This window comes from Citrobacter sp. CF971 (assembly GCF_006385635.1).
Lineage (GTDB): Bacteria > Pseudomonadota > Gammaproteobacteria > Enterobacterales > Enterobacteriaceae > Citrobacter > Citrobacter freundii.
Genome location: NZ_CP041051.1, coordinates 4,699,970 through 4,721,702, shown reverse-complemented (window position 1 = coordinate 4,721,702; position 21,733 = coordinate 4,699,970). Strand labels below are relative to the sequence as shown.

At 51.8% G+C, this 21,733-nt stretch carries 17 protein-coding genes; 11 read left to right on the top strand and 6 right to left on the bottom strand.

Annotated elements, in window-relative coordinates; all coding sequences use genetic code 11:
* The first annotated feature begins 7 nt into the window (after positions 1-7).
* The 3 genes from dppD (at position 8) to E6P06_RS26360 (ending at position 3,371) form a co-directional block, all read left to right on the top strand.
* Complete coding sequence (gene dppD / locus E6P06_RS26370; RefSeq protein WP_003024317.1) at positions 8-991, top strand: dipeptide ABC transporter ATP-binding protein; 984 nt, start codon at positions 8-10, stop codon at positions 989-991.
* The gene (dppF, locus tag E6P06_RS26365) at positions 988-1,992 is read left to right on the top strand and encodes a dipeptide ABC transporter ATP-binding subunit DppF (protein ID WP_003024319.1); all 1,005 of its coding nucleotides are present in this window, start codon (positions 988-990) and stop codon (positions 1,990-1,992) included. Before dppD ends, dppF begins: the two co-directional genes overlap by 4 nt.
* Positions 1,993-2,168: 176 nt before the next feature.
* Complete coding sequence (locus E6P06_RS26360) at positions 2,169-3,371, top strand: sigma-54-dependent Fis family transcriptional regulator (RefSeq protein WP_003024321.1); 1,203 nt, start codon at positions 2,169-2,171, stop codon at positions 3,369-3,371.
* Between the two features lie 35 nt (positions 3,372-3,406).
* Here E6P06_RS26360 and E6P06_RS26355 read toward each other — a convergent pair whose 3' ends face one another.
* Positions 3,407-4,705 (bottom strand): aromatic amino acid transport family protein, encoded by a 1,299-nt coding sequence (locus E6P06_RS26355; RefSeq protein ID WP_016151142.1) that lies wholly within the window; start codon positions 4,703-4,705, stop codon positions 3,407-3,409.
* Between the two features lie 117 nt (positions 4,706-4,822).
* Complete coding sequence (megL, locus tag E6P06_RS26350; protein ID WP_003023295.1) at positions 4,823-6,019, bottom strand: methionine gamma-lyase; 1,197 nt, start codon at positions 6,017-6,019, stop codon at positions 4,823-4,825.
* A gap of 427 nt (positions 6,020-6,446) precedes the next feature.
* Between megL and E6P06_RS26345 the strand changes: the two genes are divergently transcribed.
* The 4 genes from E6P06_RS26345 to E6P06_RS26330 all read left to right on the top strand — a co-directional run bounded on the left by E6P06_RS26345 (position 6,447) and on the right by E6P06_RS26330 (position 11,946).
* The gene (locus E6P06_RS26345) at positions 6,447-6,554 is read left to right on the top strand and encodes a type I toxin-antitoxin system toxin Ldr family protein (RefSeq protein WP_003023297.1); all 108 of its coding nucleotides are present in this window, start codon (positions 6,447-6,449) and stop codon (positions 6,552-6,554) included.
* A 226-nt stretch (positions 6,555-6,780) separates the two neighbouring features.
* On the top strand, positions 6,781-8,787 hold the full coding sequence (gene hmsP / locus E6P06_RS26340; RefSeq protein WP_003846127.1) for a biofilm formation regulator HmsP: 2,007 nt from the start codon (positions 6,781-6,783) through the stop codon (positions 8,785-8,787).
* Positions 8,788-8,944: 157 nt separating this feature from the next.
* Positions 8,945-10,231, top strand: a complete 1,287-nt coding sequence (gene dctA / locus E6P06_RS26335; RefSeq protein ID WP_003837746.1) for a C4-dicarboxylate transporter DctC — start codon at positions 8,945-8,947, stop codon at positions 10,229-10,231.
* Positions 10,232-10,452: 221 nt separating this feature from the next.
* A complete protein-coding gene (locus tag E6P06_RS26330; protein ID WP_016151139.1) occupies positions 10,453-11,946 on the top strand; it encodes a pitrilysin family protein in 1,494 nt (497 codons plus the stop codon).
* A gap of 99 nt (positions 11,947-12,045) precedes the next feature.
* Here the strand turns inward: E6P06_RS26330 and E6P06_RS26325 are convergent, their stop codons facing one another.
* Positions 12,046-12,975 carry a sugar kinase gene (locus E6P06_RS26325; RefSeq protein WP_016151138.1) on the bottom strand — a complete coding sequence of 310 codons (930 nt, stop codon included), beginning with the start codon at positions 12,973-12,975 and terminating at the stop codon, positions 12,046-12,048.
* A gap of 230 nt (positions 12,976-13,205) precedes the next feature.
* Here E6P06_RS26325 and pdeH point away from each other — a divergent pair, with 230 nt between their 5' ends.
* Together pdeH and E6P06_RS26315 are read left to right on the top strand one after the other, a co-directional pair.
* Complete coding sequence (gene pdeH / locus E6P06_RS26320) at positions 13,206-13,973, top strand: cyclic-guanylate-specific phosphodiesterase (protein WP_003023308.1); 768 nt, start codon at positions 13,206-13,208, stop codon at positions 13,971-13,973.
* A 78-nt stretch (positions 13,974-14,051) separates the two neighbouring features.
* The gene (locus E6P06_RS26315) at positions 14,052-16,112 is read left to right on the top strand and encodes an AsmA family protein (protein ID WP_060855205.1); all 2,061 of its coding nucleotides are present in this window, start codon (positions 14,052-14,054) and stop codon (positions 16,110-16,112) included.
* 93 nt (positions 16,113-16,205) lie between these two features.
* Here the strand turns inward: E6P06_RS26315 and E6P06_RS26310 are convergent, their stop codons facing one another.
* The 3 genes from E6P06_RS26310 to E6P06_RS26300 form a co-directional block, all read right to left on the bottom strand.
* Positions 16,206-17,528, bottom strand: a complete 1,323-nt coding sequence (locus tag E6P06_RS26310) for an MFS transporter (protein ID WP_003023312.1) — start codon at positions 17,526-17,528, stop codon at positions 16,206-16,208.
* 350 nt (positions 17,529-17,878) lie between these two features.
* The gene (gene yhjD / locus E6P06_RS26305) at positions 17,879-18,904 is read right to left on the bottom strand and encodes an inner membrane protein YhjD (RefSeq protein WP_016151136.1); all 1,026 of its coding nucleotides are present in this window, start codon (positions 18,902-18,904) and stop codon (positions 17,879-17,881) included.
* 47 nt (positions 18,905-18,951) lie between these two features.
* Entirely contained in the window at positions 18,952-19,851 is a 900-nt protein-coding gene (locus tag E6P06_RS26300) for a LysR family transcriptional regulator (protein ID WP_048218807.1), read from the bottom strand.
* Positions 19,852-19,970: 119 nt separating this feature from the next.
* Between E6P06_RS26300 and E6P06_RS26295 the strand changes: the two genes are divergently transcribed.
* Both E6P06_RS26295 and E6P06_RS26290 read left to right on the top strand, forming a co-directional pair.
* Positions 19,971-20,729, top strand: coding sequence for an SDR family NAD(P)-dependent oxidoreductase (locus tag E6P06_RS26295; protein ID WP_139935844.1), 759 nt, complete (start codon positions 19,971-19,973; stop codon positions 20,727-20,729).
* A gap of 522 nt (positions 20,730-21,251) precedes the next feature.
* Positions 21,252-21,692, top strand: coding sequence for a winged helix-turn-helix domain-containing protein (locus E6P06_RS26290; protein ID WP_032937221.1), 441 nt, complete (start codon positions 21,252-21,254; stop codon positions 21,690-21,692).
* Positions 21,693-21,733 lie beyond the last annotated feature (41 nt).

Sequence of the window (21,733 nt, the reverse complement as noted above, 5' to 3'; positions counted from 1 at the left end):
GTTCGAGATGGCGTTATTAAATGTAGATAAATTATCGGTGCATTTCGGCGACGTAGGTTCCGAATTCCGCGCCGTAGACCGCATTAGCTACAGTGTGAATCAGGGTGAAGTGGTTGGCATTGTTGGGGAGTCTGGTTCTGGTAAGTCCGTCAGCTCGCTGGCGATTATGGGACTGATTGACTACCCTGGTCGTGTTATGGCCGAAAATCTGGAGTTTAATGGTCGCGACCTGAAGCGCATCTCTGAGAAAGAGCGTCGCCAACTGGTGGGTGCGGAAGTGGCAATGATCTTCCAGGACCCGATGACCAGTCTTAACCCCTGCTACACCGTCGGCTACCAGATTATGGAAGCCATCAAGGTGCACCAGGGCGGCAACAAAAAAACGCGTATTCAGCGGGCAATTGACCTGCTGACGCTGGTGGGGATCCCCGATCCGGCCTCGCGTCTGGATGTCTATCCGCACCAGTTGTCCGGTGGGATGAGTCAGCGCGTGATGATCGCGATGGCGATTGCCTGTCGTCCGAAGCTGCTGATTGCCGATGAACCGACAACGGCGCTGGATGTGACCATTCAGGCGCAGATCATCGAGCTACTGCTGGAATTGCAGCAAAAAGAGAACATGGCGCTGGTCTTAATCACGCACGATCTGGCGCTGGTAGCTGAAGCGGCGCACAAAATCATCGTGATGTACGCTGGGCAGGTAGTGGAAACCGGGGCCGCGCAGGATATCTTCCGCGCGCCGCGTCATCCTTACACCCAGGCGCTGCTGCGCGCGCTGCCGGAGTTTGCTCAGGATAAAGCGCGTCTGGCCTCACTGCCGGGCGTGGTTCCCGGTAAATATGACCGCCCGAGCGGCTGTTTGCTGAATCCACGCTGCCCCTATGCGACCGACAAATGCCGCGCTGAAGAACCTGAACTGAACCTGCTGGAAGGCGGTCGTCAGTCGAAATGCCACTACCCACTTGATGATGCCGGGAGGCCTGGGCTATGAGTACGCAAAAGGCCGCCGCGCAACAGCCGCTGTTGCAGGCAATTGACCTGAAAAAACACTACCCGGTGAAGAAGGGCATGTTCGCCCCGGAACGCCTGGTGAAAGCGCTGGATGGCGTTTCCTTTACTCTGGAGCGCGGTAAAACGCTGGCGGTGGTAGGTGAGTCGGGCTGTGGGAAATCCACCCTTGGCCGTCTGCTGACGATGATTGAAATCCCGACTGGCGGTGAGCTGTATTACCAGGGACAGGATTTACTCAAGCATGACCCGCAGGCGCAGAAGCTGCGTCGGCAGAAAATCCAGATAGTGTTCCAGAACCCCTATGGTTCCCTGAACCCGCGTAAAAAAGTAGGGCAGATTCTGGAAGAGCCGTTGCTGATCAACTCCACGCTCAGCAAAGAGGAGCGTCGTGAAAAAGCGCTGGCGATGATGGCGAAAGTGGGGCTGAAAACCGAGCACTACGACCGCTATCCGCATATGTTCTCCGGCGGCCAGCGTCAGCGTATCGCCATTGCCCGCGGTCTGATGCTTGACCCGGATGTGGTGATTGCTGACGAACCGGTCTCGGCGCTGGACGTTTCCGTACGTGCGCAGGTGCTGAACCTGATGATGGACTTGCAACAGGAACTGGGGCTGTCATACGTCTTTATCTCGCACGACCTGTCGGTGGTAGAGCACATTGCCGATGAAGTGATGGTGATGTATTTAGGCCGCTGTGTGGAAAAAGGAACCAAGGATCAGATCTTCAATAATCCACGGCATCCGTACACTCAGGCGCTGCTCTCCGCAACGCCGCGCCTGAACCCGGACGATCGCCGCGAGCGTATCAAGCTGACCGGTGAGCTGCCAAGCCCGCTGAATCCGCCACCAGGCTGCGCATTCAACGCCCGTTGCCGTCGTCGCTTTGGTCCGTGTACTCAGCTTCAGCCACAGTTAAAAGACTATGGCGGTCAACTGGTGGCCTGTTTCGCCGTTGACCAGGACGAAAACCCACAGCAATAAACGTGGGTTATAACCCGATAACCGGAGCCTTGTGCTCCGGTTTTTTTATATTTTGTTTTTCCGTCCACAATGTGAGTCCTCTGGCAGAACATTATTCCACAGCGTCTAAAATGTAGTCAGTTTTCCTCTCGTCACAGAAATATCTATTTCGCAGTTGCTAACTATCAGGAGCAAATGTGGTCACGATACGCTGGGATATTAAAACAATTGATCGTCTGTCGATGGTTGAGGATGTCCTGAAGGAATTTTCCTGCTGCGATATCAATATCATCTCCATGAAAGTCACACCTGGACGGATCCTGATTAAATCCTGGTGCCGCCAGCTACAGGATATTTCCTGTGTGCAATCCTGTTTAAGCCAGCGCGCCGATATTATTAATGTCGCTTACCTCTGTGAGGAGATAAGCGAGCTGTCAACGCCGGAGCCGGAACGCCCGCGTTATTTCTCTGACATTATTTGCAGCAGCCAGAGCATGCACGCGCTTATCGAAAAGGCGATAAAAATTGCTGACAGCAAATATACCGTTCTGATCCGTGGCGATACGGGTACCGGCAAAGAGCTGCTGGCCCGGGCTATCCATAATTCCGGGCAGCGACGTTTTTATCCGTTTATTCCGGTCAACTGCTCTGCACTACCTGAGTCGCTTATGGAGAGTGAATTCTTTGGCTATGAGAAAGGGGCTTTTAGCGGCGCGGATTGTAAAGGCAAAAAAGGGCTGTTTGAAATGGCCGATAAAGGCACCCTTTTTCTCGATGAGTTTGGTGAAATGTCGCTGGGCTTACAGGCTAAATTATTGCGCGTCCTGCAGGATGGTGGGATCCGTCGCGTTGGTGGGGCGCAAATTATTCCGGTTAATGTACGCATTATTGTGGCAACCAACGCCAATCTGGAAGATATGGTGGAACAACGTCTGCTGCGCGCCGATCTCTATTACCGCATCAATGTACTTTCCCTGACTATTCCGCCCTTGCGGGAGCGTCCGCAGGATATCAGTCTGTTGATTCGCCACTTTGTGCAGAAATACGCGAAGGAATTCCAACGGCGGATCATTCTGGATAAAGCTTGTTTTGATGCCTTGCACCATCACAGCTGGCCGGGAAACGTGCGCGAACTGGAAAATACCATTATTCGTCTGATGCTAATGGCGGAATCCGATGTCATTACGCCCGAAGAATTAGGGATGGTGAATTTGCCCGCCGCTGAGCAAGGCCCGACAGAACGTCCTTTTAAAGAGCAGGTTTTGTATGCGGAACGCCAGCTTATTGAACAGATGATGGAAGAGAATGTGTCGTCGCGGCATATCGCCAAAGCGCTGGGGGTGTCACATACCACGGTACTGAATAAAATTCGCAGCTATCAACTGGAGAGTGTGAGCTAAGCGCCGCCAGGAGCTGACGGCGCAGTTTACGCGGGTTATTCAATCAGCTTCAGTAATGGCGACAGGCACAGCAGGATCCCGTACAGCAGGATTAGCCAGGTTTTCAGCCCGCGTAGTTTTTCCAGCTGTGTGACTTTATAGATCAGGAAAAACGGAATAATACACGACACAATCCCGTACAGCGGGCTGCCTAACTGGAAGAACACCAGTACTGATACGCGAAACGATACCCAAATCACCAGGGTGATAACAATAAAGGTACAAATACCCAGCGTAAGTACCAGAGGATTAATTTTTTCCACGTCAATAACGCGGCTCAGTACGTTAAGAATAATTCCTTTGATCGCCTCGTGGAATCCCAAATAAATACCAAAGAACGCGGTTAATACGGCGAAGATATTTAATACCGTTGAGGTGATATGAATAATCTGTCCCGGAATCACCTGTGCCGCCAGCGCCAGAGCGGAAATATTTTGTTCGAAGGCTGAAACGGCTTCTTCATGGCTAATGGAAAAGGTAAAAGAAAAAGAGAAAAACAGGATGACCGCAATCAGCGTAATGTAACTGATCCGATGCGTACGTATAGCCATACGAGTGGCCAGTACCCGGTCTGCCACCCGTTTGCGGTAGGCGATGTTCATAGGGTTCAACACCTGAATAAACACCGCGGAGAAGAAGCAGAACGGGATGGTTAGCAGCACATCGCGAAAGAACACCGAGGCTTCAGGGAACGCGCTGATATTAGCGAAGTTCCAGTGTGGAACCATCGCAAAACCAAATACGATGATGATACCCACTTTGACCACTACCATCGGGCCGGAGATTTTGAATAGCAGTTTTTCTCCCCCGGAAGCAATGGCGACCAGCACGGCAAAAATGGCCACTTTGTAGATTATCGACTGTGAAAGATCGGACTCGGTCAAGCCGAAGGTTTTGATATATGAGGCGCTGTCAAAAACCACCGATAAGGAATAAATAAATATGCCGTGAATAATCATCAGAAAATAGATGACACCAAGAAATACGCCCCAGTTTTTTCCCAGATAATGACTTATAATATCCGTGTAGTCATTACAGGTTTCACTTTCTGATAATGTTTTTAAATAAATATCCTGCACAATATAAGTTGCCGGATAAGCAATAATAAAGGCGACAATAAATACCCAAATGCCTGTTAGGCCAATTTGTACCGGCATCAGTACCGTTCCGGCACCAATGGCCATGCCTATGCACAGTAATACCCAGCCAAAATCGTATTTCGTAAACGGTATTTTTTTTGAGAATGGTACGGCGGTTGCTGTATTGTTGCTTAATTGTAATGTGTTGTCCTGCATAGAACCCCCTGCCCAAAATACACGTTCTCCCCGAAAGAGGATTGCGCGTATTGCCAGACTGTTGTGCCTTGATTCTCAACAACCTGAACCGAACGGCGTCGGTTCAGGCCATATTGGTCAGAATGTTGCCTTTCTGATGGCGTGTTCAAGGTCGTTAATAATATCTTCTGGATCTTCAAGACCCACAGAAAGACGGATAAGCCCGTCGGTAATACCTGCTTTAAGCCGTTCCTCTGGCGCAACGGGCGAATGTGTCATAGACGCTGGGTGCTGAATGAGGGTTTCGGTATCACCGAGACTGACCGCGAGGAGGCATAATTCTACAGAATTGATCATCCGTCTGCCAGCCTCGAGGCCGCCGGCGATTTCGAAGCTGATAATTCCACCTGGCAGGCTCATTTGTCGCTGGCCCAGCTCATACTGCGGATGCGATGACAGGCCTGGATAATACACCCGAGTAATGGACGGATGCCCTTCGAGGAAGCGGGCGATTTTCAGCGCATTTTCACAGTGACGCTCCATACGAATGCCCAGCGTTTTAACGCCGCGCAGCGTCAACCACGCATTGAAAGGACTCATGCAGCCGCCGGTGATATCTTTCAGGCCAACAAACCGCGCCTGGTCGATAAACTCCTGCTTACCAACAATGATGCCGCCAATCACATCCCCGTGACCGTTGATATATTTGGTGACGCTGTGCACCACAATATCCGCGCCCAGTTGCAAAGGCTGCTGACAGTACGGCGACATAAAGGTGTTATCCACCACCAGCAATGCGCCTTGCTGATGGGCGATACCGGCTACCGTTTCAATGTCGACCAGCGACAGCGTCGGGTTAGCGGGCGTTTCGATATATACAACTTTGGTTTCCGGGCGCATGGCGGCGCGGATTTCTTCAGGCTTTGCCGCGTCGACAAAGCTGACGTTAATCCCAAACTTCGGCATGCTGTGCGACAAAAACGCGTGGGTACAACCGTAAATCGCGCTGGCGGAAACGATATGGTCACCCTGCTGACAAAGCGTCAACAGCGTTGTGGTGATAGCTGAAATACCGGACGCGGTTGCCAGTCCGGCTTCACCTCGTTCCAGTACCGCCAGCTTTTTCTCCAGCGCATCGGTGGTGGGGTTACCCAAACGGGTGTAAATGTACCCGGACTCTTCGAGCGCAAAGCGGGCGGCACCTTGTTCGGCGCTGTCAAAAACAAACGTTGAAGTCTGGAAAATAGGCGTACTGAGCGCGCCAGTTGAAGGGTCGGGTTGTTGCCCCGCGTGAACGATCTGGGTGTTGAATCCGTAAGTACGACAGTCAGACATGATATCTCCTTTGATTCGGAACAGAACAGCTCACAGTCATATAGCAATCGCTGTGCCAGAAAATAAACTAATAGATATCAATGTGTTAGTGGTTTTATCGTGCGGGTAGCCGTCAGGAAAGTTGCCAGTTGGCAAGAAACTTTCCAGCGCTTGGCGGATTTATTAAGCCGTAATTGCGAGGCTTTACGCAGACTGGATCACTCCGGGGTGATGAGACGGAAGTGTTACCGTAGAATCAGCGGCAAGCCGGGTTTACCCGGTGAGGCGCAATGTTGCGGGGGCTTGATCCCCGGCGGCATAGGTTGCTGGAAAGAGAAAACCCCCGCACGTTGTTCGGTATAAACCTGGCAACAAAACGGGGGCTAACTTGAACCTCAACAACTCAAGAATAGCCGCGAACAGTTGCCATTGCAACACAGGCGGCTATATGACGCTCGCACAGTTAGGCGTGGCTTTCTGGCACGATTTAGCGGCTCCAATTATCGCTGGCATTATTGCCAGCTTGATTGTGAACTGGCTGCGTAACAGGAAGTAATGCACTTTGCGGGCGTCTGCCTGCCGTAATGGCAACATGCGCCCGAACCAGGCCGCAGGGGGTAACCTTGCGGCCTTTTTCGGCTTAAATGCAGATAAATCTCGTCGTCAGGTGCCTATCCTGTCGCGATAATGCACGCTGGGAAGTTTTCAGATACCGCCTCTCTTAATACCGCTACGATCGGGTATACTCTGACGGCAGTTTCGTCTATCCGTGGAGAGTCAGTTTGCGTGTCAGTCGCTCGTTAACAATTAAGCAGATGGCAATGGTTGCGGCCGTTGTTATGGTGTTCGTTTTTATTTTTTGCACCGTTTTGTTGTTCCATCTGGTCCAGCAAAACCGCTATAACACGGCTACGCAACTGGAAAGTATCGCTCGCTCCGTTCGTGAACCTCTGTCGAACACTATCCTGAAAGGGGATATTCCCGAAGCGGAAGCTATTTTAAGAAGTATTCGGCCAGCAGGCGTGGTAAGTCGCGCCGATGTGGTGCTGCCTAATCAGTTTCAGGCGCTGCGGATGAGCTTTATACCTGAACGTCCGGTTCCGGTTACGGTGACTCGCCTGTTTGAGCTTCCGGTACAAATTTCGCTGCCTATCTATTCTCTTGAACGTTCCGCTAACCCACAACCGCTGGCGTATCTGGTGCTGCAGGCGGATTCGTACCGCATGTACAAATTCGTGATGAGTACGCTCTCGACGTTAGTGACCATTTACTTACTTTTGTCGCTAATACTGACCGTCGCTATCTCCTGGTGCATTAACCGCTTGATTGTGCACCCCTTACGTAAAATTGCCCGTGAGCTGAACGACATTCAACAGCAGGACCTGATTGGTTATCAACTGGCATTGCCGCGTCTACATCAGGATGATGAGATTGGTATGCTGGTGCGTAGCTACAATCTTAATCAGCAGTTGATTCAGCGACATAGCGAAGATCAAAGCGACTTAGCAATGCGTTTCCCGGTTTCCGAACTGCCCAATAAGTCGTTTTTAATGGGGCTGCTGGAGCAGGTTGTTACCCGCCAACAGACGACGGCGCTGATGATTGTCACCTGCGAAACCCTACGTGACACCGCGGGTGTGTTAACCGAAACCCAGCGAGAAATCCTGTTACTTACGCTGGTCGAAAAACTGAAGTCTGTATTGTCTCCCCGGATGGTGCTTACCCAGGTGAGTGGCTACGACTTTGCCATTATCGCCCATGGTGTAAAAGAACCCTGGCACGCTATTACGCTAGGTCAGCAAGTACTCACTATCGTTAATGAGCGGTTACCGATTCAGGGCATTCAACTACGTCCTACCTGCAACATTGGGGTGGCGATGTTTTATGGTGATTTAACCGCAGAGCAGCTCTACCGCCGCGCCCTGTCAGCTGTGTTAACGTCGCGTCATAAAGGTAAAAACCAAATTCAGTTCTTTGATCCGTTGCAGATGGAAGAGGCGCAGCAGCGTTTAACCCAAGAGAACGATATTTTAACCGCCATGGATAACCAGCAATTTGCGCTCTGGATGCAGCCCCAGGTTGAGATGTCCAGCGGCAAGGTATTGAGCGCAGAAGCATTGTTGCGGATGCAGCAGCCGGACGGTAGCTGGGAGCTGCCGGAAGGGTTAATCGACAGAATTGAGTCTTGTGGTCTGATGGTGACCGTCGGTTATTGGGTGCTGGAAGAAACATGCCGCCAGCTGTCAGCCTGGCAAGAACGCGGTCTCATGCTGCCGCTCTCGGTGAATTTATCCGCTCTCCAGTTGATGCACCCAAGTATGGTGTCTGATCTGCTGGAGTTGTTAACGCGCTATCGCATTAAGCCAGGCACATTGATTCTGGAAGTGACTGAAAGCCGGCATATTGACGATCCCCACGCCGCAGTGGCCATTTTGCGACCGCTGCGCAACGCGGGCGTGCGCATCGCCCTGGACGACTTTGGCATGGGGTATGCGGGTCTGCGACAGCTACAGCATATGAAGTCGCTGCCGGTGGATGTACTCAAAATCGATAAGATGTTTGTCGATGGCGTGCCCGAAGATTGCAGCATGATCTCCGCCATCATTCAGCTGGCACATAGCCTCAACTTGCAGATGATCGCCGAAGGCGTTGAAACCGAAGCGCAACGCGAATGGTTATCAAAAGCCGGGGTGGAAGTGGCGCAAGGATTCCTGTTTGCCCGACCCGTTCCGGCAAATATCTTTGAAGAACGTTATCTGGCACCGGAAAGCGCTGATTACAAAAGTTAAAAAAGGTCTCGCTTGTGCGAGCCAGCTCAAAATTTTTAACATTTTTGTATCAATTATGATCCAGGTGCATTTCTGTCATGTTGAGTGGGTGTTACTTTAAGGCCGCAGGTTAAACAAAACCTTACAAGACCTGTGGTTTTTACTTTAAGGACACCCTATGAAGACCTCTATATTCAAAAGCCTTTACTTTCAGGTCCTGACAGCAATTGCCATTGGTATTCTCCTTGGCCATTACTACCCTGAATTAGGCGCCCAAATGAAGCCGCTTGGTGATGCTTTCGTTAAGCTCATCAAGATGGTCATCGCACCTGTCATCTTCTGTACTGTCGTGACCGGCATTGCAGGCATGGAAAGTATGAAAGCAGTAGGCCGCACCGGTGCGGTTGCACTGCTCTATTTTGAAATTGTCAGTACGATTGCGCTGATCATCGGCCTTATCATCGTCAACGTGGTGCAACCCGGTGCCGGAATGAACGTCGATCCGGCGACGCTGGACGCTAAAGCGGTTGCCATTTACGCTGAACAGGCAAAAGACCAGGGGATCGTAGGCTTCCTGATGGATATTATCCCGGGTAGCGTGATTGGCGCGTTCGCCAGTGGTAACATCCTGCAGGTATTACTGTTTGCGGTAATGTTTGGTTTTGCGCTGCACCGTCTGGGCAGCAAAGGCCAGATGATTTTCAACGTGATTGAAAGCTTCTCGCAGGTTATTTTCGGTATCATCAATATGATCATGCGTCTGGCGCCGATCGGTGCTTTCGGGGCCATGGCCTTTACCATCGGTAAATATGGCGTCGGAACGCTGGTGCAACTGGGTCAGCTGATAATCTGCTTCTACATCACCTGTATTCTGTTTGTGGTTGTGGTTCTGGGCTCCATTGCTCGCGCAACCGGCTTCAGCATTTTCAAATTCATCCGCTATATCCGTGAAGAACTGCTGATCGTACTGGGTACGTCTTCTTCTGAATCCGCGCTGCCGCGTATGCTCGATAAGATGGAAAAACTGGGCTGCCGGAAGTCGGTTGTCGGGTTGGTTATACCCACGGGCTACTCGTTTAACCTTGATGGGACATCAATCTATCTGACGATGGCGGCGGTGTTTATCGCTCAGGCAACTAACAGCCATATGGATATCTTCCATCAGATAACCCTGTTGGTGGTGCTCCTGCTCTCCTCAAAAGGTGCAGCGGGTGTGACCGGCAGTGGCTTCATTGTTCTGGCCGCGACGATCTCTGCTGTGGGCCATTTGCCGGTTGCGGGTCTGGCTCTGATTCTTGGTATTGACCGCTTTATGTCTGAAGCACGTGCGCTGACTAACCTGGTCGGCAACGGTGTGGCAACTGTCGTCGTCGCTAAATGGGTCAAAGAACTGGACCATAAAAAGTTGGACGATGTGCTGAATAATCGTGCGCCGGATGGCAAAACGCACGATTTATCCTCTTAATCTCGTCACTTATGCCCGTAGTCCCTTCCAGGACTGCGGGCGTTTGCGCATAATTACCCCCTGTGCCTGAAACCGTCGATTCGGCGGCTCGGGATTTTTTCACTTCTTCCGTGACATTTTTATGTTCTCGCGGTCTAACACGAAGTGTTTTTAACGTCATATTCAGAGAGTCCTTTCGAGGGCTGTCTTTTTATTTCCAGGATAGTTGATCAGGGGTTCACATGCAGGGCACAAAAATTCGACTTTTAGCGGGCGGCTTGCTGATGATGGCCACTGCCAGCTATGTGCAGGCAGATGCGCTCCAGCCTGACCCGGCGTGGCAACAGGGCACGCTGGCAAATGGTCTACAGTGGCAAGTGTTAGCCACTCCCCAGCGCCCCAGCGACCGTATTGAGGTCCGCCTGCTGGTTAATACCGGTTCACTCACCGAAAGTACGCAACAGAGTGGTTTCAGCCATGCGATCCCACGTATCGCGCTGACGCAAAGCGGTGGCCTCGATGCCACGCAAGCCCGTTCATTGTGGCAGCAGGGGTTCGATCCCAAACGTCCCATGCCGCCGGTTATCGTTTCCTATGATTCCACGTTGTACAACCTCAGTCTGCCAAACAGCCGTAACGATCTACTGAAAGAGTCACTTTCTTACCTGGCGAATATCTCCGGCAATCTGAGCATCACCTCTGAAACGGTCAATCATGCGCTGAGCAGCGAAGATATGGTTGCAACCTGGCCGTCAGATACCAAAGAAGGGTGGTGGCGTTACCGTCTGAAGGGATCGACTCTGCTGGGACACGATCCCGCCGATCCGCTGAAAACGCCTGTAGATGCGGCGAAAATTCAGTCTTTCTACCAGAAATGGTATACCCCGGACGCGATGACGCTGATCATCGTCGGTAACGTTGATGCACGCAGCGTAGCTGAGCAAATCAATAAAACCTTTGGCGAGTTAAAAGGAAAACGCGAAACGCCTGCACCGGTACCTACGCTCTCTCCGCTGCGAGCAGAAGCCGTAAGCATTATGACCGATGCGGTACGCCAGGATCGCCTGTCTATTATGTGGGATACGCCGTGGCAACCGATCCGTGAATCTGCCGCGTTGTTACGATACTGGCGCGCTGATTTAGCTCGTGAGGCGCTGTTCTGGCACATTCAGCAAGAGCTAACCAAAAACAATGCCAAAGACATTGGCCTCGGATTTGACTGCCGGGTGCTGTTCCTGCGCGCGCAGTGTGCGATTAACGTTGAGTCGCCAAACGATAAGCTGAACGCCAATCTGGGTACGGTTGCGCGTGAGCTGGCGAAAGTGCGTGATAAGGGACTTCCGGAAGAAGAGTTCAATGCGCTGGTCGCGCAAAAGAATCTGGAACTGCAGAAGCTGTTTGCCACCTATGGTCGTACCGATACCGATATTTTGATCAGCCAGCGTTTGCGCTCGCTGCAAAATCAGGTGGTGGATATTGCGCCTGAACAGTATCAGCGTTTACGCCAGAGCTTCCTCAACAGCCTGAGCGTTGAGATGTTGAATCAGGACCTGCGACAGCAGCTGTCGCAAGATATGGCGTTAATTCTGCTGCAGCCGAAGGGTGAACCTGAATTCAATATGAAGGATCTGCAGGCGACGTGGGATAGCATTATGGCGCCCGTTACCGCAGCGGCAACATCTGTTGAAACGGATGAATCACACCCTGAAGTGACGGATATCCCGCCGGTACAATAACCTGTAGGCCGGATAAGACGGTTACGCCGCCATCCGGCATTGGAGATGCCGGGGCGCTTCGCTTGCCCGGCCTACGGTATGCAGACCGGATAATCGACGTTATTGCGGCATAGCGTCGCGTGGGATAATCGCCCCGCGATGCTGAATCACGGTGCTTGCTGTCAGGTGGCCGCGTTTTGCGGCCTCAGCAGCATCGCCACCGGTCAGACGTACCGCCAGATATCCGGCGCTGAAGGAGTCTCCGGCCGCAGTGGTATCGATCACCTTCTCTTTCGGCAATTTAACGGCCGGAACGTCGATGAGCGCTTCGCCCGCGATGGAAACCAGGCAAGAGTCTGCGCCACGCTTCACAACCACTTCCTGTACACCAGCTGCGTGAGTACGGGCAATCACCTCAGCAACGGGTTTTTCACCCCACAGCGCGTCTTCATCGTCCAGCGTCAGGAATGCGATATTGGTGCATTCCAGCATCTGCTGATACACCTGCTGGGTTTCTTCTTTGCTGCTCCACAGACGTGGGCGGTAGTTATTATCAAAAATGACCTTTCCACCGTTGGCACGGCATTCACGCAGCAACGACAGCAGCTTGTCACGACTTGCCGGGCTTAAAATCGCCAGGCTGATTCCGCTCAGATACAAGTAATCAAATGTCGCCAGCTCTTCGCAAATCGCGGCAGACTGCTCGCTCTCCAGCCAGAATTTTGCGGCGGCTTCATTACGCCAGTAATAGAAGGTGCGCTCGCCAGTGCTGTCGGTCTCAATGTAGTAGAGACCCGGCAGGCGGTTTTCCATGCGCTGGGTTAATGAGGTATCCACGTTTTCACCCTGCCAGGACTCCAGCATTTGTTGGCTAAAACTGTCAGTACCCAGTGCAGTCACATAGTGTACGGAAAGTGCCGTAGCATCGACCTGACGGGCGATATAAACGGATGTATTCAACGTGTCGCCACCGAATCCGCGCTGAACGTCAGCGCCTTTCTGTGACAGCTCAATCATGCATTCGCCAATCACGGCAATCTTTCTGGACATAGTCGTAACCTGCTCTGAAAAAAATTAGCGTTAGTGTGCGCTGTGGGTTTTAAGTGGTCAACTATATTAAAACAACGTTCCATTATTTTTTTGAGCCAGCACGTGTTCTGCGTTGTTTTTGCCGCTTAGTTTTTATTTTTGCGCACAGCTGAACGTAAAGTTCTGCGTCTGAGCGCCGATAACCTTTGACGAGTCCGGTCAGTCACACTCTTATTTACAGGACATCTCAGATGATAAAGCAGGTTACCCAGCAGCTCATTACGCTCGATGCGAGTATTGAAAACTTGCAGGAGAGACGCTATTGGCTGCAGTGCGAGCGTGCTTACACCTACCAGCCAATTTACCAGACCAACGGACGACTGATGGCCGTTGAACTGCTGACTGTCGTGAGCCATCCTGATAATCCATCCCAACGTATTGCGCCAGACCGCTATTTTGCCGAAGTAACCGTCCGACATCGTGTTGATGTGGTGATAGAGCAACTTCTTCAACTTGAGCTGAAAGGGGACTTTTTCAGAGCCAACAACCTGCTGGCTTCCGTGAACGTCGACGGACCAACGCTCATAGCGATGCGCCAGGATCCCGAAATCCTGAAAATCATTGAAGGCCTGCCGTGGCTGCGTTTTGAGCTAGTGGAACATATCCGCTTACCGAAGGGGTCGTCCTTCGCCTCAATGTGCGAGTTTGGCCCGCTCTGGCTGGATGATTTTGGTACCGGAATGGCGAACTTCTCGGCGCTTAGTGAAGTGAATTATGACTATATCAAAGTGGCGCGAGACCTGTTCGTCATGCTGCGCAAGACGCCGGAGGGACGTAATCTCTTCACACTACTATTACAGCTGATGAACCGCTATTGCCGCGGCGTGATTGTCGAAGGCGTTGAAACGCTGGAAGAGTGGCGCGATGTGCAAAACTCACCGGCTTTTGCCGCACAAGGCTATTTTCTCTCTCGTCCAGTGCCTCTGGACACGCTTGAAGAGGTGATCCTGTCGCTTTGATGAGGACGTAGCACACCTCCTTTTCATCCTGCTGGACTATCTTTAGGACAGGCAAGGAAGGAAGTAGAGAGGTTAGACATGACGAAAACAGGTAAAATAACCACTTCAGTAATAGGGGTTTTCTTGTTGTTGATCGTCGTACTCATCATTGTGATTGCGACATTTGACTGGAACCGGCTCAAACCGACCATCAACCAGAAAGTCTCTACAGAACTCAACCGGCCCTTTGCTATACGGGGTGACCTGGGCGTGGTTTGGGAACGCCAGAAGCAGGAAACCGGCTGGCGTAGCTGGGTTCCGTGGCCGCATGTTCATGCTGAAGATATCATCCTCGGCAACCCGCCAGACATTCCTGACGTTACCATGGTGCATCTCCCGCGTGTTGAAGCTACGCTCGCACCACTGGCACTGCTGACAAAAACCGTCTGGCTCCCGTGGGTCAAGCTGGTCAAACCCGATGCGCGGCTGATCCGCCTGTCGGAGAAAAACAATAACTGGACCTTTAACTTAGCTGGGGACGAAAACCGCGATTCTAATGCGCCGCCATCCGCGTGGTCGTTCCGGCTGGATAACATTCTGTTTGACCAGGGACGCATCGCCATTAACGATAAGGTGACGAAGTCGGAGATTGAGATCCTGGTCGATCCGCTTGGCAAACCGTTGCCCTTTAGCGAAGTGACCGGCGCAAAAGGTAAAGAGAGCAACGCCCGCGTCGAGGACTACGTGTTTGGTCTGAAAGTGCAAGGGCGATATAACGGCGAACCGCTAAGCGGTAGCGGAAAAATTGGCGGAATGCTGGCGCTGCGTGGTGAAGATACGCCTTTCCCGATTCAGGCTGATTTCCGTTCGGGCAATACGCGCGTAGCGTTTATCGGCACGATAAACGATCCGATGAACATGGGCGGGGCGGATCTGCGACTTAAATTCTCGGGAGATTCGCTAGGGGATTTATACGATTTGACCGGCGTGCTGCTCCCGGATACGCCGCCGTTTGAAACCGACGGACGTCTGGTAGCGAAAATTGACCCGGAAAAATCCTCTGTTTTTGATTATCGCGATTTCAATGGCCGCATTGGCGACAGCGATATTCACGGAACGCTGGCCTACACCACCGGCAAGCCGCGACCCATGCTGAAGGGCGATGTGGAATCACGCCAGCTGAGGCTGGCCGATTTGGGGCCGCTGATCGGGGTGGATTCAGGCAAAGGGGCGGAGCGGGCAAAACAATCTGAACAGCGCAAAGGTGAGAAGAGCGTTCAGCCTGCGGACAAGGTGTTGCCGTATGACCGTTTTGAAACAGACAAATGGAACGTAATGGACGCTGACGTGCGTTTCAAAGGACGGCGTATTGAGCATGGCAGTAGTCTGCCGATCAGCGATCTCTCCACTCATATCATCCTGAAAAATGCCGACCTGCGTCTGCAACCGCTGAAATTTGGTCTTGCGGGAGGCAGCATTGTTTCCAGCATCCATCTGGAAGGGGATAAAAAGCCGATGCGGGGGCAGGCGGATATCCAGGCTCGCCGCCTGAAGCTTAAAGCGCTGATGCCGGATGTGGAACTGATGCAAAAAACGCTTGGTGAAATGAACGGTGACGCCAGGTTTAGTGGGAGCGGAAACTCGGTGGCGGCGCTGTTGGGTAACAGCAATGGCAACCTGAAACTGCTGATGAATGACGGTTTGATCAGCCGGAATCTGATGGAAATTGTGGGCTTGAATCTGGGGAACTATCTTGTCGGGCAGATATTTGGCGATGACGAAGTGCGGGTGAACTGCGCGGCGGCGAATCTGGATATTGTTAACGGCGTGGCGCGTCCGCAGATTTTTGCTTTTGATACAGAAAACGCAGTCATTAATGTCACCGGTACGGCAAGTTTTGCGTCGGAGCAACTGGATTTAACCATCGATCCGGAGAGCAAAGGGATTCGTATTATTACTCTGCGTTCGCCGTTGTATGTTCGCGGCACCTTTAAGAATCCGCAGGCAGGCGTGAAGGCTGGACCGCTGATTGCGCGCGGTGCGGTTGCTGCTGCGCTGGCAACGTTGGTGACGCCAGCGGCAGCCCTGCTGGCGCTGATTTCACCTTCTGAAGGGGATGCTAATCAGTGCCGGACAATCCTGTCGCAGATGAAGAAGTGATGAGAGCGCCGGATGAGGTGTAAACACCTTATCCGGCCTACGGGGGATTGCAGTCAGTAGGCCTGATAAGCATAGCGCCATCAGGCAATCAAATTACAGCGATTGATGCCGTGTCTCATGGGTTAACAGCAGCGCAATCAGCGTTAACGCCGCCATCGATGCCAGATACGTACCGACCGCCGCCAGGCCGTAATTCGCCTGCAGCCATGCGGCAATGTAAGGGGCAACGGACGCACCAAGAATCGACGAAACGTTGTACGAGAACGACGCTCCCGTATAGCGCACTTCAGTCGGGAACAGCTCCGGCAGCAGCGCACCCATCGGACCAAATGTCAGCCCCATCAGGCTTAAGCCCAGCAACAGGAAGGCGAAAACCAGCACCGGATTGCCAGAGCCGAGCAGTGGTTTAAAGGCAAACAGCGCAAACAGAATGATAAGCGTGGTGATGATGAGCATGCTCTTGCGACGACCAAATGCGTCGGCCAGCAGGCCCGCCACCGGCACCATGACGCCAAAGCCAATCACCGCCATCATCAGCATCCACAACACTTCATTACGCGGCAGGCCAAGTCCCACAGGCGCGGCAGCGGTACTGAACGTCATCGAATAGACGGTCATGATATAGAACAGCGTATAGGTCGCCAGCATGATGAACGTGCCGAGGATCGTCACGCGAACATGTTTGGTCAGCAGGGTACCCAGCGGGATTTTCACCTGCTTTTTCGCCGCGGCTACTTTGGCGAAGACCGGGGATTCATGCAGCGAAACGCGAACGTACAGACCGATAATCACCAGTACCGCAGAGAAGATGAACGGTACGCGCCAACCCCAGCTCATGAACTGCTCGTCGGTCAGCAGCCAGGAGAGCAGCAGAAAGGTACCATTGGCGAAGAAGAAGCCGATAGGCGCGCCCAACTGCGGAAATGATCCGTACAGAGCGCGTTTGCGCGGTGGCGCGTTTTCCGTCGCCAGCAGCGCAGCACCGCCCCATTCACCGCCCAGACCTAACCCCTGGCCAAAACGCGCCAGCGCCAGCAGCAGTGGGGCGAAAATGCCGATCGTTTCATAGCCCGGCAGCAGACCAATGACGACCGTCGAAATCCCCATGGTGAGTAACGAAGCAACCAGCGTGACTTTACGACCGACGCGATCGCCGAAATGCCCGAATACCGCAGAACCGATCGGGCGTGCCACAAAGGCGATAGCAAAAGTCGCCAGGGACTGTAGCGTCGCGGCAGTCGGATCCCCCTGCGGGAAGAAGATATGCGGGAACACGATCACCGCGGCGGTGGCGTAAATATAGAAGTCGAAGAACTCAATGGCGGTGCCAATGAGCGAGGCGACGACGACTTTATTGCGCGAGTTGACCGGGGTGTGTTCCTGTTCGTTGTCGAGTGTTGTGGCTGTTGCTTGCATAATATTTTCTTATTTTTGGCCGAACGAGAGGCCATATTACGCACAGCAAAAGAGACATTTCAATCTGTAACAAACTTTGAGAGCGGTCAAAAATAGAGCAAAAAGGGGATAATTTTTAGGCTCGAGATTTCACTTCCATGAAATGCTTCACATAATTTAAAACTTAGATGATAAAACTGGTTTTTGGTTAAATAAAAGTTACGGGTTGGATTTATTCACTAAATCGGTGAGATTGGGCGGCATTATAATTGCCGGATGGCGCTGCGCTTATCCGGCCTACAAAACTCACCCGTAGGCCGGATAAGACGCGTGCGTCGCCATCCGGCAATTAACAACTAATCCGGCGGCGGCTACTGCGTTTTCCCCGGCATACGCGGGTCGTCTTTGTATTCTGCTGTGGCAATCCAGGCAGCGCAAAACAGAGTCAGACGAGCGAAGAAGTAGAAGAACGCCATCAATCCAAGTACGGAACCAAACGCCGCGCCTGACGGCGATTGCACCAGTGACGGCAGGGTATATGTCATGATCATTTTGATGACTTCAAACCCCAGAGCCGCGATAAATGTGCCGCGTATGAGCGCTTTTTTACGCGGTCGGTGACGCGGTAGCCGCCAGAAAATCCAGAAGAACAGCAAGTAGTTGGCGAAAATAGAGATGGTCAGGCCGATCAGTCGCCAGGCGGGCTTCAGCCATTCGATACCGTCGAGATACAACGCAGAGATAATCATCTGCTGGGCGGAGCCGGCAATGGAGGTAATGGACAGAGTAACAATCAGCGCAATCAGTAAGCCAATCAATGAGATAAAATCACGCAGATATTTGACCCAAATTTTTTCCTGATCCTGCGGGGTACGCTCCCAGACATCCCGCGACTGGGCACGAATTGCTTCGCGCAGGTTTCCCATCCAGTTAATGCCGGAATAGAGCGCGATGCCAAGCCCCACCAGACCGACGGTGGTACGTTGCTGTACGGCAGTATTAATGGTGTTTTTCAGCGTAGAGGCGAGCGTCGGATCGCTGACGTTGAGCAGAATTTTGCCGAAGATATCCTGTAACAGCGTAGGATGCGAAGCGAGAATAAAACCCGCGGCGGCAAACGACACCATCAGAATAGGGATCATCGACAGAAACGAGAAGTAGGTAATCGCGGCGCCAAACTGATTTCCCATGCGATCGTTAAACCGCTCCGCAGCCCGAATCAGATGGGCAATCATGGGCTGGCGTTGAACTTTTTCAGCGAAGGTCAGGGCAGTTTTCAACGCCTGGTTGGTCTTACCATTGGTTTCTGTATTTTCCTGCTCCAGGGGCTCAATTTTTAGGATGGGGGCGTGCTCAAGTTCCTGAATGGGGCGTTTAATCTCTTTTTCCTGCGTCATCAGGGCAATAATCCTTGTTCTGTTCATTCTCAGGACAGTATAGCTTGTCAGTCCACATAGTCTTTCATCACGCCAGTCAGCCATTCCATAAACAGATGTACCCGGCGAGAGAGGTTGCGTCGATGCGGATAAAGCAAAGAGACCGGCATTGGCTCGGCGCGATATTGCGGCAACACTTCGACCAGCGTACCGGCGCGCAGGGCATCACGCACGCCAACGCGCGGTACCTGAATAATGCCCAGACCGGCAAGGCATGCCGCGTGATAGGTTTCGGTACTGTTTACCGTTAGCATGCCGCCGGTTTTAACCCATTGCGTGCCGTTTTCTGTCGCCACTTCGAAACCTTGCGCACGCGTTCCCAAATTGACCGAGTAGTGCACCACTGCATGTGAAGCTAAATCCTCCAGGCTTTCCGGATAACCAAAGCGGGCGAGGTACTGCGGGCTGGCGCAGTTAATCTGCGTGAGTTTCCCCACTGGGCGCGCAATCAGCCCTGAATCTTTCAGCGTGCCTACGCGTACCACACAGTCGAAACCTTCGCGGACCAAATCCACCAGGCGGTCGCTGCTGCTGAGTTCGAGCTCAAGGCCGGGATACTGATGCAAGAAAGTGGGTAAGCGGGGCATCACCAGGTTTCTCGCCACGCCAACCGGCATATCGACGCGCAGCTTGCCGCTGATGCTGGATGGATCGTGATGAAATAGTCCATCCAGTTCATCCAGATTGCTCAACAAATCTTTTGCGCGTTCGTAATAGATCATACCGTCTTGTGTGAGCTGAACGCGGCGGGTAGTGCGGTGCAACAACTGTGTGCCCAGATGATTTTCCAGGGCCTGGATTTGGCGCGATACGCTACCTTTAGGAAGACCAAGGGTGTCTGCCGCACGCGAAAAGCTCTCCAGTTCTGCGACGCGGATGAATAACTGCATTGCGTGAATTTTATCCATTCTTATGCCCTATTGTTGTTCCAAATGAAACAGTAATGCGCAACAGACGACATTTATTGTTTTTCTATCACCTAATAAGCTTTATCTCAATCATCACAACGTCGGAAATGAGGTTTCTTATGACGCAACGTATCGCATTAGTGACTGGTGGTAGTCGTGGGCTCGGTAAAAACGCCGCACTTAAGCTGGCTGACAGAGGAACGGACATTATCTTTACCTACAACAGCCAGCAGCAGGCGGCGCTGGATGTGGTTGCTGAAATTGAGCAAAAAGGCAGAAAAGCTGCGGCAATACAACTGAATGTCAGCGATGTGGCTGGCTTTGAGTCCTTTACCCATGAGGTACAAGCGCAGCTGAAGAGCATGTGGAATCGTGAGGCGTTTGATTATTTAGTGAACAATGCCGGAATTGGTCTGTATGGCGCTTTTGCCGATACCTCCGAAGCGATGTTTGATCAATTTGTGAACATTCACTTTAAGGGCCCCTTCTTCCTGACCCAACGTCTGTTGCCGTTGATCCAGAATGGCGGCAGGATCCTGAATGTTTCATCGGGACTGGCGCGTTTTGCGCTGCCAGGGTATGCCGCCTATGCCTCAATGAAAGGGGCGATGGAAGTACTGACGCGTTATCAGGCGAAAGAACTGGGAGAGCGGGGTATTTCAGTAAATATCATCGCGCCTGGGGCGATTGAAACCGATTTTGGCGGCGGTCGACTGCGGGATAATAAAGAGCTGAATGCATATGTGGCATCGCAAACGGCGTTGGGACGCGCGGGCTTGCCGGATGATATTGGCGACGCGATTGCCGCGTTGCTCAGCGATGAGCTGGCCTGGATGACAGCGCAGCGTATCGAAGTATCGGGCGGAATGTTCCTGTAAATCGCTCGTATCTTATTCAGCTTTTGAGCAATAGAAAACCGGTGCGCCACTCCAGGTAAAAATATAGCTGGTGGCGTTTACCGGTATTATCTGCAATCTAATTCAGCGATCGCGGTGCCGAAAGAAATCCGGGATAAACTTTCTGAATAACTCATTTTTCTTCGACAGCGGATTTGTCTCAGAAGAAACCATGATCACTTCCTCATCCCGCACGGATTCAGAATTTAATTCTTTGAAATGTTAAAAATTCGACATTAAAAATTGAGCGTTCGATCGCGTATGTGAAAACATGGCCTATGTGCTAAAAATTTCGCATAGGAAGAATAATAAATCGTGAATTTCATTTATAACCTTAAATCTACCATAAACGAATACTAAACGACCGCTTCCTCATAGTAGATTGGGATGAAGATTGGAAAGCATTTATAGCAGTCATATAATCCACCATACAAACGGTATGGATTATCTCAACGCTTATATGTAGAGGTGCATGTTCGTCTTCATTTAACGTGGGTATAAGATATGGGCTATCGTCTATATGGATTTATGATTGGTGCTGAAATTCATTTTGACATTTCTAATCGCCGACTGTATCGGCTTACTGGTAGCCATACCGAGAAAAACATCGTTTTTGCGTCAATTTACTTTAATGAAACAATGCTCAGGCTTTTCCTGTATTTATTAATAAATGCCAGGAGCCAGCCGGTACCGAAAGAAGAATTATTTGAGAAAATCTGGGAAGCGCATAATCTGAGCCCCTCTGCGCAAAGATTATGGCAAGTCCTGCACAATCTTAATAATAAACTTGGCCTGCTGGGGTTACCCAGGGATTTTATCCTTAATATAAGAGGTCAGGGTTATGTCATCAATTATCCTGATGTCATTCCCGTTTATTACAAAGTGAGCGAACTCCCAACTCATGCTGTCAAAAAAAGGGAGAAAATAGATAACCTGAGTGAGTGATGTCAACCCAGGTATTTGCCCTGAGCATGCAGTGCGAGGGG